This is a genomic window from Paraglaciecola mesophila KMM 241, from assembly GCF_000315015.1.
Lineage (GTDB): Bacteria > Pseudomonadota > Gammaproteobacteria > Enterobacterales > Alteromonadaceae > Paraglaciecola > Paraglaciecola mesophila.
Genome location: NZ_BAEP01000056.1, coordinates 17,967 through 30,540, shown reverse-complemented (window position 1 = coordinate 30,540; position 12,574 = coordinate 17,967). Strand labels below are relative to the sequence as shown.

The following is a 12,574-nucleotide window of genomic DNA, read 5'->3' as shown; positions in this document are numbered from 1 at the left end:
ATCGATTCCTTATGGCTAAATATTTAGCTAGGTTTTCGTTGCTATGCCTTATTCTTAAAAATCCGGCTAACAAATTTGAAGAGCAGTCTTGCTCGGCGGTATATATCGGGTCGTAGCGTTTATTAAAATGCCGAACTCGACCCTAAACTCAGCAAAAACTACTACACGCTTCATGCCAACTAAGAATAGTGATTAATTATCAAAGAGTTATAAGTGGGGGAGCTCTTTAGGTGCACAGCGGACAGTGATTATCTAAGTTTATAGTGCTAAAACAGTTACACATATCCAGCGTTGAGTTAAAAGCTTATTAATAACAATAAGTTACATGGATACAAATTGGTTACGCGTAGCGAAAAAGCAACAAAATAAAAGAGACATATTGTTTGCATTGTCTCATTTATTTTGCCGCCAAAGTTAAGAAGGGGCGGTATATTTAACGCTTAGGTAAATTGCTGATCCACATAGTTTGGTATGGTGCCAGTTCAATGAAACTGTCTGCGGCGTAAATGGGTTGCTGCGTCATTAAGTCTATCCACTCGTCGGTGCCTACTAAGTTAATATCACTTAAGTGAATTTCTTGTATTTCATCACAAATATTGCTGATACAGAATATGCTTTGTCTTCTATCGATACTCTGACGCCAGAAACCAAATACTTTGCTTCCTAACTGCAAGGTAAATTGCGTAGCGTTGGGGTGAAATGCGACTTGCTGGCGGCGTATTGTTAGTAGCTCACCCATAGCTTTCAACACTCGTTGATGTTGAGAGTAGGGCGATGCTAATTGCTTCTGTAATTCAGCGTATTGCCACTTATGACGATTTATTGCACGGTTATGGCTGGTATTCTTAACCCGTTCATAATCATTACCTGTAGCCAACAAACTATGAATATAGATCCCAGGTATACCTTCCAAGCCAAGCATAATCGCATGGGCGCACATAAAACGCTGGAAGCCCCATTTATCGGTTCCCTTCGTTGTACCTTGAAGTGCATCATACAAAGCGATATTAATTTCATACGCTTTTTGCTGGCCATGCTCAGACGCACGCCACGATATTCTGCCACCAAAATTCTGCATGGTGTTTACAAGTACAGTGAGCTCCTCGTCTTCTAACAAGCCTTCAGCTGGGCGCAGACCAATGCCATCATGGGATGCAATAAAGTTAAAGTAAGTTGTACCGTTTTGCGCGGGAGGCATACTCATTAACCATGACTTCAAGTAGTGACAATCGCCAGTAATGAGGGTGTTTACCAACAATGGTGGCAATGAGAAATTATAGATAGCATGAGCTTCATTCGCGTTGCCTAAGTAAGCTAAGTTTTCTCGATTCGGTATATTCGTTTCTGTGATGATAATCACATCTGGCTGAGCATGTTCAATGAGCGTACGCAGCAACCTAACCACTTCATGAGTTTGTTCCAAATTGATACAGGGTGTGCCAAGTTTTTTCCATAAAAAAGCAACTGCATCGAGCCTAAATAACCTGACACCATTGTCCAAATATTGACGAATGATTGAAACAAAGGTTTCTAACACCTTGGGATTACGAAAATCAAAATCAACTTGATCGTGACTGAATGTGCACCAAACATGCTCGATACCTTTCGCTGTTTCTGTTTCCCGCAATAGAGGAGACGTGCGAGGCCTGACCACATTCGATAAGTCTTCATCTGGACTTGCCGTATAAAAAAAATCGCTGCCCGGACCTTCACCTTTAATGAAGTTATCAAACCAAGCACTTCGTGAAGAACAATGGTTAATAACTACATCTGACATTAACCTAAAGTCCGTCGCGATCCGCTTAATATCTTCCCAATCGCCTAATGCTTCGTTCACACTAGAATAATCAATTACAGAAAAGCCATCATCTGAACTGTAAGGAAAAAACGGTAATATATGCACGCTGTTCAAGTTCTTCGCACAGCTTTCGTTTAAAAAGGTGTAAAGGGTCGTTAATGGCTTCTCCCCAGGCGATTCGATAGAATCGCCATAAGTGATCAGTACAGCATCTTCTTGCGTCCAATTATTGTGATGGCGTAAAGGAGGTGTTATTAATACGTCCTTCTTAAACCCCATCGTAGTCAACAGATCTTGAGCGAATGTTTGATAGGTAACACTCAGCTCAACCTCGTTATAAATAACAGCCAAATGATGTTCGACTAACTCAGTTAATTGGTCATAAGTACTTTGCATTGCTTCACCATTCATTATTGTTGTTCTAAAGTGATTCTTTACACTCGTTATAATCTTGTTCAACAGCGTCTTTTAAGCGCTCCAAAACGTTAGGCATAGCACTTACAACACGGTTCCAACTCGGGATGAAAGGGGTTTCCATTGGATTATCTAAGAAGCTTTCGCCTGCTTTCATAATGTTCTGGGCGAACAATTCAACCGCTTTTTCTTCGTTGTGAATATCCAGTGATAAACCATTCATGATGGCATCGTTATGATAGGTTTCGACGAAATCCAAGGCGATGCGATAATACGTCGCTTTGATAGAACGGAACGTTTCCATGTTAAACGTCTCGCCCTGAGTAGCGAGCTTCCTAAACATTGCCTTGGTAATGTCGATAGACATTTTTGACAAACCGCCTGCGTCGTTGTCAGCTGAAAGGTCTTGGTGCTTATGGTCGTACGTTTTCGCAATATCAGCTTGGCACAAACGATTGCTCGAATAGTTTCTGTGCATTTCTGATAGAACACCGATCTCAAGGCCCCAGTCGCTAGGAATACGAATGTCATTTAAAACGTCGCGCCTAAAGGAAAATTCGCCAGCTAGGGGGTAACGGAAACTGTCCATAAAATCGAGATAATCAGTGTTACCGATCACGCGCTTTAAGGCTCTAAGCATAGGCGTGACAAGCAAACGTGATACACGACCGTTAATTTTGCCGTTAGCAACACGAGCATAATAGCCTTTGCAAAACTCATAGTTAAATTGCGGGTTTGCTACTGGATATATCAATCGAGCTAGCAAGCTTCTATCATAGGTTAATATATCGCAATCGTGCAACGCGACTGATTCAGCAGTGCCTGTGGCTAGAATGTAACCCATGCAGTACCAAACATTACGGCCCTTTCCCAACTCTTTTGGGGCCAGGCCCATTTGCGCTAACTCTTCATCCAGTGCTTTAAGACGAGGCCCGTCATTCCACAAGATACGGTGGTTCTGTCCAAGTTTGTCGAAAAAGCCCAGTGCATGCTTGTATTGTTCTTTATCTGCACGGTCTAAGCCGATTACTACTTGAGAAAGGTAGGGGACTTTAGAAATCTCTGAAACAATATGCGGCAACGCTTCGCCTTCTAGCTCAGAAAATAATGAAGGTAATATCAGCGCCATTGGGCGCCTCCGAGCAAAACTCACGAGTTCTTTTTCTAGATCTTCAACCGGTCGCTCAGATAAGTTATGTAATGTGGTAACAATGCCGTTTTGATAAAAGTCAGCCATGATGATTCCTTTGGTTCTAGGATAAAAATAATAAGTAAATTAACAAAAGTTGAATTTTAAACTAAAGCTTTAAACTAACTTTCATTGATCAGAATTTTGGATAAACATTCAGTCCAGCCTGAAGGTCCCTCTAATGTACTATCGTAGACACCTGTTGTTCTCTCAAGTGATGGAAACGAGTGAGTGGGTGATTTAATACGCACTGCAATGTCACTGGCCTCCAGCATAGCAGCATCATTATTGCTGTCGCCTAACGCGACACTCAGGGTTGCACTGTGCCCAATATGACGTTGGAATGCGGTGACTAACCATTGCAAGGCGATTCCTTTATTGCATAGTCCTGACACGCCAAGGAAGCGACCGCCTTGCAATACGGTAGCGCCCAGTTGCTGCAACTGAGTGACAAACTCGAGTTTTCTTTCAGGCGACCCGAGCCATTTAACGGGCTCACTGTACATGCGGGTATCAGCGAGCTTTGCATTTTTAGCATTTAGTCCGGTGTACTCTATGATTTGTTGTTCAGCCATAGTTGAAAACTGCAAAAACTCTCCTGAAAAGTCACTTTCAATACTGGCAATTAATTCCAGCCAATGCGAACGAGGTTGAGCAAATTCTTTGACCCAAAAGCCTTTTTTGTCCGTTGTACCTTCGGGCTGTGCCTTCATTAAATGCTGAGGGATAAAAACCGCAGCGCCATTCTCTACGATAAGTGGACCATTTAGTTTTAGCTCTGCCATAAGAGAGTCTAATTCTGCTTTAGTTTTGCTTGTCGTAGGGATGACTGGAATGTGTTTGCTTCTAAGGATATCAAGCATATTCAATGCTGGTGCATAACTATAAGTGTCATGATCCAACAACGTGCCATCCATATCGCTAAATACGAGTAACTGTTTAAGCATGAACACCTCCTTCTGTAAGTGCAGTGATTCTGCGCGCTGTATTTAAGCTAAATACGAGTTCACATTTCTGTGGCAGCGTTGATAAACCGTGTTCAGTTAAGCGTTGGTAATATTGTATGAAGGCTAATACTTGCTCATCACTCATTACTTTGCTTCCAGCGCTGGAATCTGCAGCTGAGAGTGAAGCACGCAATTTATGCTCTTGTTCTAACCTCCACGCATACACGCATTCAAAAGAAGGCGCCTTGAGCATTACCCAGTAATCCATATTTTCATAAAGTGGCGCGTAGTTTTGCGATAATTGTTTGTTAACAAACCGACGCCACACCCCCGTCTCATCTTGTTCTTCTTCTAGGGCATTAATAGGATCAACAAGTTTTGCGTCATTTTGTGCTTCAACGCCCCAACACCAACCTTCAAAAATAACCACATCTACATGTTCGTTTATCTTTTGCCATTGACTAACTGGAGCTGGATTATCGCTGGCTTTATTAAAACGAGGGATTAACGTGGGCGCGCCGCTGCGCAGAGATGAAAGCACCTGTGAAGCTAACGCCATATCGTGTGTACCTGGCACACCGCGTGTTTTAAAAAGTGGGTGCACCTTGATGGCAATGGCATTGCGCTGGGATTGATCTAAATAGAAATCGTCGAGTGACATAACGACCACTTTTAAACCATGTTCTTGTGAAAGGTAGCTGGCCAGAAACTCAGATAATGTTGATTTGCCAGACCCTTGGCATCCATTGATGCCTAAAAAATAGGGCGCACCTGCACCAGATTGGTGCTTGGCGATGTTTTTAGCAAGTGGTATGTACCATTTTCTTGCATCGTGTAAAAAGTCCTTACTTAACTGATGTTTATCAGTAAATTCGGTTAACATATTTACGCTGCCTCCCTTATTATGCACCATTATTGCTGCCCGTTAGTCATATTCAATGTGCCATGACATTACTAAGCAATCAACATACATGCCAATCACTATCAGTTAGTGTGCTTGACTGTTATTTTGTGGTGCTTGTTAATGTTAAGACACGAAATACGCGGTGGGAATTTATTGCATTAATATAGTGAGGTATAGATATAGTGCTAAAAACTCACTCGCTAAAAAAACTTAGCCTTTGCGCCGGCGGAACTCGTGTCATATACATATTTATACACAACTCTTAGGCTGCTTAAGCTCAGCGGTAATAGCTTTAAGCGCCCTAAGTGTGGTAAAAATAGTGTTTTGAAAATAATGTGGTAGATATACAGGTGGTTTAACTCCGAGCCTCCATACCTAAATCACAAGACAAGGTATGTTGGCCGCGAAGTGCATTCGTAAAAATGCGTCCTTCGCCAGGGTTGTAAGAGAAATCAAACAGCCTCCCCGTAAGTGTCAAGGCGATAAGGCCCGGCAACTTCAATTTGGAAAGGTGTTAGTGAATATGTTGCAAGATAAATTTGGTCGTAGGTTTCATTACCTGCGGCTGTCCATTACTGATGTATGTAATTTTAGTTGTGAGTACTGTTTACCTGATGGGTATCAGTGCGATTCGGACAGGGATTTCCTGTCTCTGATTGAAATTAAACGCATTGCAAGTGCCTTTGCTAAACTTGGCACCAGTAAAATTCGCATAACGGGTGGCGAGCCATCGCTGCGAAAAGATTTGCCAGAGGCCATTCGTGCCTGCGCAAACACCCCGGGCATCAAGCAGGTCGCGATCACGACTAATGGTTATAAATTACCAGATCATATCGATAGCTGGGTAGAAGCCGGTCTAACGCAAATGAATGTCAGTATTGACAGCTTAGATCCGCGTATGTTCGCGTCTATTACTGGCCACGATAAACTTGATGTTATTCTGCGCGGAATTGATAGAGCCATAGAGCTTGGCGTAACAGTTAAAGTAAATGCTGTGCTTATGCGCCACTTTAATCAGCATGAGTTATCCTCGTTCTTACAGTGGATCAAAACAACCTCTATTACATTGCGCTTTATAGAATTAATGCAAACTGGCGATAATCAATTGTTTTTTGATAAGAATCACGCTTCTGGATTGCCCATCAAAGAGCAACTTATCAGTGAGGGATGGCAGCAAATTATTCGCGATAAAACCGCCGGGCCAGCGCAAGAGTTTTCTCACCCTGATTTTAAAGGACGTATCGGTCTTATCATGCCCTACAGCAAAGACTTCTGTGCTAGCTGTAACCGTCTGCGCATTTCGGCCTTGGGCAAACTTCACTTGTGTTTGTTCAGTGAGCAAGGGCTTGATATACGTGAGTATATTACTGACGATGATACCCAGCGTTTACAAGAAGAGTTGACTACACTTCTTGGAGATAAAAAATCCACTCACTTCCTGCATGATGGTTATACTGGCGCCACTAAGCACCTGGCGATGTTAGGCGGCTAACACTTTATGCGCTCATTCCATGTATTTTGATCAAGACAACACGATGACAGGTATTCGCGAAATTTCTTCACCTTCAATGTTGCCGGACAGCAACAGCTTTAATGTCATTGGCTTGGTATTGTCCGGTGGTTTGTCAACGCGCATGGGGCAAGATAAAAGCCTGCTGCGGCTTACGGACACAAATCAAACCTTACTCAGTCACGCACGAGGTCTATTAACCTCTGCCGGAGTAGGGACAGTATTAGTAAGTGGCAAAAAGCCTGAGCAGATCCATGATATTTACCCAGACAGTGGCCCTTTAGCCGGGATCCATGCAGCTCTGAGCTATCTCGTTGAGCAACACACTGGGCAAGATACTGAACGCAGTGGTGATGATACGCAGCAGTTCAGTGGATTATTAGTGTTGCCGGTTGATATGCCAAATATCACTCCAAGCACATTGAAATTGTTGATATCTCAGGCTACGCAAGGTGATGCAATCGTGCATTTTACAGGGTTTAATTTACCTGTTTTCATCCCATATAAAGCTAACTTATTTACCTATATAGAATGTGTATTGCGCGAAGATAAATCATTGTCTTTGTTTAATATGTTTGTGAAAAATCAAGCCAACGCAATAGCTGTACCTGCTGATATCCCCCCAAACGAGTTTGATAATATTAACTCGCCAGAGCAATGGCTTGAATTAAATCAAGGTCTTATAAAGGGCTAAATATCGTGACTCAGTGCTTAGTGAGAATTAGTGGTGTATTAATCGTTGCGGACTACTCGCTTCTAAACAATTTTGTACGTTACTAAAAACGTACTCCGAAAATCTAGGATATTTATGGGACACACGAACAATTCAGATGTTATCTCACTCAATATAGCGGTACTGACTGTGTCAGATACGCGAGATGAAGATACCGATACCTCCGGTGCTTACTTAGTGAGTGCATTGGAAACCGAGGGGCATAATTTAGTCGATAAGCGTATTGTGAAAGATGATAAGTACCAGCTCAGAGCGACAGTATCTAACTGGATCGCCTCGACTGATGTACAAGTAATACTGGTTACGGGGGGGACAGGCTTTACGGCTCGGGATACAACACCAGAAGCGATATCGGTATTATTCGATAAAGAAATTGAAGGGTTTGGTGAATTGTTCAGACATATATCCTATACGGAGATTGGTACCTCGACAGTGCAATCTCGCGCTTTAGGCGGCATGGCCAATGGTACAGCAATATTTTGCATGCCTGGCTCTACTGGTGCATGTCGCACCGCGTGGACCGGCATATTGCAGCAACAACTTAACTCAACTCACCGGCCTTGCAATTTCATCGTACATTTGAAAGACGTTAATACCGCACCTTGTGAAACTCGGGGATAAGTGATGTCGCAAGATAAGATGTTGTCCCACGTTAATCACAAAGGCGAAGCGAACATGGTAGATGTCACTGATAAGTCAGTGACCCAGCGCGTTGCTTATGCACATGGCAAAGTATTGATGTCGCCACAAACATTGTCTCTCATTTATAACAAGCAACACGCGAAAGGAGACGTCTTTGCTGTTGCGCGTATCGCTGGCATTCAGGGGGCTAAAAAGTGCAGTGATTTAATTCCATTGTGCCATCCGCTCATGCTAACCAAAGTGCAAATAGACTTTACAACCCTAGAAGATAATAGTGGTATCGAAATTACGGCTATGTGCAAGCTAGCGGGTCAAACTGGGGTGGAAATGGAAGCTCTTACCGCGGTCTCTGTCGCTGCGTTGACCTTGTTTGATATGTGCAAAGCGGTGGACCCTTCAATGATCATCGACGGAATTAAAGTGCTCGAAAAGCAAGGGGGCAAAAGCGAGCATTGGCAACGAAAAGAGGTCGTAACATCATGATCAAGGTTCTTTTTTTCGGTCAATTAAAAGATCAAGTGCAAACGGGGTCAATAGAGGTCGCCCAGTCAGTGGAGGATGTCGCTAACCTGAAGAAAACCTTGGTGTTATATCATCCTCAATGGTCAGAGTATTTATCTGCCGATTCTACTTTGGTTGCTGTTAACCAGACTATTGGTAATGAAAATACATTACTGACTGATGGGGATGAAGTTGCGTTCTTTCCGCCTGTAACGGGGGGATAGAAAGTGAGTGATGTCATAGCGGTTCAAACAGAAGATTTCGATCATAGTGCACTTTACAACGCCCTTAGACAAGACAGTCTCAGCAATGGCGCTATAGTGACCTTTAGCGGTTTAGTGCGAGATTTCAATCAGGGGCTGGCGGTGGGGGACTTGTTTTTAGAGCACTATCCGGCGATGACCCAAATCAGTTTACAGCAGATTGTGGCGCAAGCTCGCGCTCGATGGGGTCTTGGTAAAATCATTCTTATCCACCGCGTTGGGCATTTGGCACAGGGAGACCAAATTGTTTTCGTGGGTGTGACGTCGATGCACCGTAAAGCTGCCTTTGAAGGTGCACAATTCATAATGGATTATTTGAAAACAGAGGCTCCCTTTTGGAAAAAGGAATCAACTGAGCTAGGGGACAAATGGGTTCAGGCAAATGTCAGTGATACCACTGCACGTCAGCGATGGACTGGCGATGAGTAAATTCAGCTGCGTATTGGTGTTTATAATGACAGCTTGTATGAGTATGAGCGCCGTTGCGGATGTAAAAGTCGCTGTTGCAGCGAATTTCAAGCCGACCCTAACGTTGCTCGTTGAACAATTTATGTTAGAGCACCCAAATACACATGTCAGTATTTCGAGCGCTTCCACTGGGGTTTTATACGCCCAAATAGAAAGAGGCGCGCCCTTTGACCTATTTTTATCCGCTGATAGCGAGCGACCGAGGCGACTTGAGCAAAAATCGTTAGTGGAGAAAAATACTCGTAAAAATTATGCGCTAGGTCAGCTTGTACTATGGATTAAGGGCCAATCAGATGTTGCGGCTAGCTCATTAGATACATTCACGGGTAGGCTTGCTATTGCGAACCCTAAGCTTGCACCTTTTGGTCTAGCCGCTGAGCAAACGTTACAAAAACTCGAAAAATATGAGCAGTTGAAGCCTAGGATAGTGATGGGCAATAATGTTGCCCAAACGGCACATTATATACAAACAGGAGCTGCACAAGCCGGATTTGTCGCGCTCAGTCAAGTACTGAGTATCACAAGTGACGCCAAAGAATATTGGTTATTGCCTAGTCACCTTTACTCACCGATAAATCAGCAAATGGCCGTTATCAAACAAAAGGGCCGTAGCGAACAAGAAACAAAAGAGACCCTCGCACTGTACCAGTTTATTCTCGGTACAAAAGGGCAGGGGCTAATAGTAAAAAGTGGTTATCAAAGTAGTGAGATGCAAACTATACCGCGAGTGAAGCCAGATGCTCAGTAATTTTGTAAGCGGTGAGATATGGCTTGCCACGTTACTAACGTTGAAGCTCGCGGGTGCAACGACCTTGGTACTACTGGTTATTTCAATTCCTTTAGGATGGTGGTTAAGCCAATCAAAAAACCGCATTAAACCCATTATTGAAGCATGCGTAACTTTGCCGTTAATTTTGCCGCCTACTGTGCTGGGTTTTTACCTTCTTGTGTTGTTTTCTCCACAACATCTTCTAGGAGGCGCATGGGCCACGGCATTTGACACAACGTTGGTTTTCTCTTTTTACGGCTTACTTTTAGGCTCTATTGTGTATAGTTTGCCGTTTATGGTGCAACCAATAAGAGACGCATTTTTAAAAGTTGATCGCGACCTATTAGACGCCAGCCATACCCTAGGGGCGAGTAAAGCTATTACGTTCTGGCGTATCATATTACCTTTAAGCAAACATGGTATTACCACAGGTTGCATTTTAGCGTTCGCCCATACGGTTGGTGAGTTTGGTGTGGTACTGCTTATTGGCGGTAATATAGAAAGTGAAACGCGTGTTTTATCTATCCTGCTTTACGATTTAATTGAAACGAATCAAATGGAGGCCGCGAATAATGTGGCTTTAGTGTTGGTTGGCTTTGCCTTTGTGGTGTTGTTGTCTTTAAGTATGATGAGGCGCAGGGGAAAATATACAATTTTATGATAACGCTATAAATTAGTTACCAGACACAGTGCTTCATTCAACCTCAAAGGGTGAGGTACAACATGGCTAGAAGAGTTTTCATACTAGGGACTAGTTAGTTGCTCGCCAGCACAAATCAAATCATCAAGTTAAAACGCATATGTGTAGCGGCGTAATGTTATGTATTGTCGGCGAAGAAAACGAATAAACAAGAAAACCGAGTGATAAAAAACCAAGATAGAATATACTTTTTGAGTGGTATCTATCTTGGTCAATGTTCTACGCATCTATATTAAATTAGCGTATCAACGGGTAAATTATGTGAAGACTATTTACTCGTCGTTGCCACAGTCATCTTGACACTCACCGTAAAGGTAAAGGCTGTGATGAATAAGCGTCATTTTATGGCGTTTAGCAACTTCTTCTTGACGCTTCTCAATTACTTCATCTTCGAACTCAATGACCTTACCGCAATTCAAGCATACGAGATGGTCATGGTGTTTCTTATGACTGATTTCAAAAACAGATTTACCGCCTTCAAAATGGTGACGGTTTAGAATGCCAGCATCATCAAATTGGTTTAAAACACGATATACCGTGGCTAAACCGATTTCTTCGTCTTGTTCGATTAGGATCTTGTAAACATCTTCAGCACTGATATGTTGATTGTTCGGATCTTGTAGTATTTCGAGGATTTTCAAACGAGGTAATGTGACTTTTAATCCCGCTTTTTTGAGTTCTTTATTTTGGTCCATAGATCCAACTTAGCATTTGATGTAAACAATGTAATCATAAACTGTACCGATTATAGCGTCGGTTATCCAGTCATATCATCGCTTACGAATTCAACAGTTTAATTAAAGGGCGTTTTACGTAATTTAAGATTGAAAACTGACCCAGAAATACGTTTGATTTATTTTTTAATCATAAAAAAGGAGCTCACGCTCCTTTAATAACGAAGGGTGTTACTAGCGAATTTATTGTAGTTCAGCTAAACACATTTCTTCGTGTATTTGTTTGCACCAGGCCTTTACACGACTTTCGGTCAGTTCAGGTTGTCTGTCTTCATCAATACCAAGCCCGACGAAATGATCATCATCAGCCATGCCTTTTGATGCTTCAAAATCGTATCCATCGGTAGACCACTGACCAATCAAAATCGCGCCTTTAGCTTCGACGATATCTCTGACCATGCCCATAGCGTCTAAGAAGTACTCAGCGTAGTCCTCCTGGTCGCCACAACCAAAAATTGCAACAAGTTTATCGGCGAAATCGATTTCTTCTAATTCCGGGAAGAAGTCATCCCAATCGCATTGTGCTTCGCCATAGTACCAAGTAGGAATACCAAACATGAGTAAATCAAACTCGGCAATATCTTCTTTACTGCTTTTGGCAATATCGTGTACGTCGATTAGGCCTTTGCCTAATTCTTTTTGAATCATCTTGGCAATATGTTCAGTGTTACCTGTGTCACTACCAAAAAATAGGCCTACGCTCGCCATCGTATTGAATACCTCAAAATCTAGTTATACATGTCTGGTCATTCACCAGAGCCATTAATTCGCTTGCCAGAAAAATTGCACCACGCCCTTAAACAAAAAGCCTGCGGCACCTAAAAACAAGACTAAATAAACAACAACTCTACCTATCATAGGTACGTTATTCTTCTTCAAAACATCATGTACCGCAAAGCCCATGAGTAAGAATAAACCAACCAACGCCAAGTCTAAGGCGATGGCTTCAATTTGTTCATAATTTTCGCTTAACATGGGAACTCGCTACATTTCATTGCGGCG

Annotated in this window: 15 protein-coding genes and 1 riboswitch; of the genes, 8 read left to right on the top strand and 7 right to left on the bottom strand. The window is 42.6% G+C overall.

The features are described from left to right. Window positions 1-433: 433 nt before the first annotated feature. The 4 genes from GMES_RS13805 to GMES_RS13790 all read right to left on the bottom strand — a co-directional run bounded on the left by GMES_RS13805 (window position 434) and on the right by GMES_RS13790 (window position 5,231). Complete coding sequence (locus tag GMES_RS13805; protein WP_226990305.1) at window positions 434-2,194, bottom strand: sugar phosphorylase; 1,761 nt, start codon at window positions 2,192-2,194, stop codon at window positions 434-436. A gap of 25 nt (window positions 2,195-2,219) precedes the next feature. Beyond that, window positions 2,220-3,449 (bottom strand): glycosyltransferase family protein, encoded by a 1,230-nt coding sequence (locus GMES_RS13800; protein ID WP_006993331.1) that lies wholly within the window; start codon window positions 3,447-3,449, stop codon window positions 2,220-2,222. Between the two features lie 74 nt (window positions 3,450-3,523). Next, window positions 3,524-4,348: an HAD-IIB family hydrolase gene (locus GMES_RS13795; protein WP_006993330.1), complete on the bottom strand. Its 825-nt coding sequence runs from the start codon at window positions 4,346-4,348 to the stop codon at window positions 3,524-3,526. Next, window positions 4,341-5,231, bottom strand: coding sequence for a P-loop NTPase fold protein (locus tag GMES_RS13790; protein WP_006993329.1), 891 nt, complete (start codon window positions 5,229-5,231; stop codon window positions 4,341-4,343). The genes GMES_RS13795 and GMES_RS13790 overlap by 8 nt, the downstream gene beginning before the upstream one ends. Window positions 5,232-5,599: 368 nt before the next feature. Further along, a riboswitch (molybdenum cofactor riboswitch) is annotated at window positions 5,600-5,782 on the top strand. On the opposite strand from GMES_RS13790, the gene moaA reads away from it, so the two are divergent. The 8 genes from moaA (at window position 5,776) to modB (ending at window position 10,799) form a co-directional block, all read left to right on the top strand. Beyond that, on the top strand, window positions 5,776-6,744 hold the full coding sequence (moaA, locus tag GMES_RS13785; RefSeq protein ID WP_006993328.1) for a GTP 3',8-cyclase MoaA: 969 nt from the start codon (window positions 5,776-5,778) through the stop codon (window positions 6,742-6,744). (Overlaps the previous riboswitch by 7 nt.) A 43-nt stretch (window positions 6,745-6,787) precedes the next feature. Further along, window positions 6,788-7,456: a molybdenum cofactor guanylyltransferase gene (locus GMES_RS13780; protein WP_226990304.1), complete on the top strand. Its 669-nt coding sequence runs from the start codon at window positions 6,788-6,790 to the stop codon at window positions 7,454-7,456. A gap of 114 nt (window positions 7,457-7,570) precedes the next feature. Further along, the gene (gene moaB, locus GMES_RS13775) at window positions 7,571-8,116 is read left to right on the top strand and encodes a molybdenum cofactor biosynthesis protein B (protein ID WP_006993326.1); all 546 of its coding nucleotides are present in this window, start codon (window positions 7,571-7,573) and stop codon (window positions 8,114-8,116) included. 3 nt (window positions 8,117-8,119) lie between these two features. After that, window positions 8,120-8,620 carry a cyclic pyranopterin monophosphate synthase MoaC gene (moaC, locus tag GMES_RS13770; RefSeq protein ID WP_006993325.1) on the top strand — a complete coding sequence of 167 codons (501 nt, stop codon included), beginning with the start codon at window positions 8,120-8,122 and terminating at the stop codon, window positions 8,618-8,620. Further along, window positions 8,617-8,862: a molybdopterin converting factor subunit 1 gene (gene moaD, locus GMES_RS13765; RefSeq protein WP_006993324.1), complete on the top strand. Its 246-nt coding sequence runs from the start codon at window positions 8,617-8,619 to the stop codon at window positions 8,860-8,862. Before moaC ends, moaD begins: the two co-directional genes overlap by 4 nt. A gap of 3 nt (window positions 8,863-8,865) precedes the next feature. After that, window positions 8,866-9,330 carry a molybdopterin synthase catalytic subunit MoaE gene (gene moaE, locus GMES_RS13760; protein WP_006993323.1) on the top strand — a complete coding sequence of 155 codons (465 nt, stop codon included), beginning with the start codon at window positions 8,866-8,868 and terminating at the stop codon, window positions 9,328-9,330. Beyond that, window positions 9,323-10,117 (top strand): molybdate ABC transporter substrate-binding protein, encoded by a 795-nt coding sequence (gene modA, locus GMES_RS13755; RefSeq protein ID WP_226990303.1) that lies wholly within the window; start codon window positions 9,323-9,325, stop codon window positions 10,115-10,117. Before moaE ends, modA begins: the two co-directional genes overlap by 8 nt. Continuing rightward, complete coding sequence (gene modB, locus GMES_RS13750; protein WP_006993321.1) at window positions 10,107-10,799, top strand: molybdate ABC transporter permease subunit; 693 nt, start codon at window positions 10,107-10,109, stop codon at window positions 10,797-10,799. The genes modA and modB overlap by 11 nt, the downstream gene beginning before the upstream one ends. 311 nt (window positions 10,800-11,110) lie before the next feature. Here modB and fur read toward each other — a convergent pair whose 3' ends face one another. The 3 genes from fur to GMES_RS13735 form a co-directional block, all read right to left on the bottom strand. Further along, window positions 11,111-11,533 (bottom strand): ferric iron uptake transcriptional regulator, encoded by a 423-nt coding sequence (fur, locus tag GMES_RS13745; protein WP_006993320.1) that lies wholly within the window; start codon window positions 11,531-11,533, stop codon window positions 11,111-11,113. Between the two features lie 222 nt (window positions 11,534-11,755). After that, window positions 11,756-12,280, bottom strand: a complete 525-nt coding sequence (gene fldA, locus GMES_RS13740; RefSeq protein ID WP_006993319.1) for a flavodoxin FldA — start codon at window positions 12,278-12,280, stop codon at window positions 11,756-11,758. Window positions 12,281-12,334: 54 nt separating this feature from the next. Beyond that, window positions 12,335-12,547: a DUF2788 domain-containing protein gene (locus GMES_RS13735; protein WP_006993318.1), complete on the bottom strand. Its 213-nt coding sequence runs from the start codon at window positions 12,545-12,547 to the stop codon at window positions 12,335-12,337. Window positions 12,548-12,574 lie beyond the last annotated feature (27 nt).

Bases quoted from the DNA above. Each gene is read 5' to 3' on its own strand.
- GMES_RS13735 (WP_006993318.1), bottom strand. From the start codon at position 12,547: ATGTTAAGCGAAAATTATGAACAAATTGAAGCCATCGCCTTAGACTTG.
- moaA (WP_006993328.1), top strand. From the start codon at position 5,776: ATGTTGCAAGATAAATTTGGTCGTAGGTTTCATTACCTGCGGCTGTCC.
- modA (WP_226990303.1), top strand. From the start codon at position 9,323: ATGAGTAAATTCAGCTGCGTATTGGTGTTTATAATGACAGCTTGTATG.
- GMES_RS13790 (WP_006993329.1), bottom strand. From the start codon at position 5,231: ATGTTAACCGAATTTACTGATAAACATCAGTTAAGTAAGGACTTTTTA.
- moaD (WP_006993324.1), top strand. From the start codon at position 8,617: ATGATCAAGGTTCTTTTTTTCGGTCAATTAAAAGATCAAGTGCAAACG.
- modB (WP_006993321.1), top strand. From the start codon at position 10,107: ATGCTCAGTAATTTTGTAAGCGGTGAGATATGGCTTGCCACGTTACTA.
- moaC (WP_006993325.1), top strand. From the start codon at position 8,120: ATGTCGCAAGATAAGATGTTGTCCCACGTTAATCACAAAGGCGAAGCG.
- GMES_RS13805 (WP_226990305.1), bottom strand. From the start codon at position 2,194: ATGCAAAGTACTTATGACCAATTAACTGAGTTAGTCGAACATCATTTG.
- GMES_RS13800 (WP_006993331.1), bottom strand. From the start codon at position 3,449: ATGGCTGACTTTTATCAAAACGGCATTGTTACCACATTACATAACTTA.
- moaB (WP_006993326.1), top strand. From the start codon at position 7,571: ATGGGACACACGAACAATTCAGATGTTATCTCACTCAATATAGCGGTA.
- fldA (WP_006993319.1), bottom strand. From the start codon at position 12,280: ATGGCGAGCGTAGGCCTATTTTTTGGTAGTGACACAGGTAACACTGAA.
- fur (WP_006993320.1), bottom strand. From the start codon at position 11,533: ATGGACCAAAATAAAGAACTCAAAAAAGCGGGATTAAAAGTCACATTA.
- GMES_RS13795 (WP_006993330.1), bottom strand. From the start codon at position 4,348: ATGCTTAAACAGTTACTCGTATTTAGCGATATGGATGGCACGTTGTTG.
- GMES_RS13780 (WP_226990304.1), top strand. From the start codon at position 6,788: ATGACAGGTATTCGCGAAATTTCTTCACCTTCAATGTTGCCGGACAGC.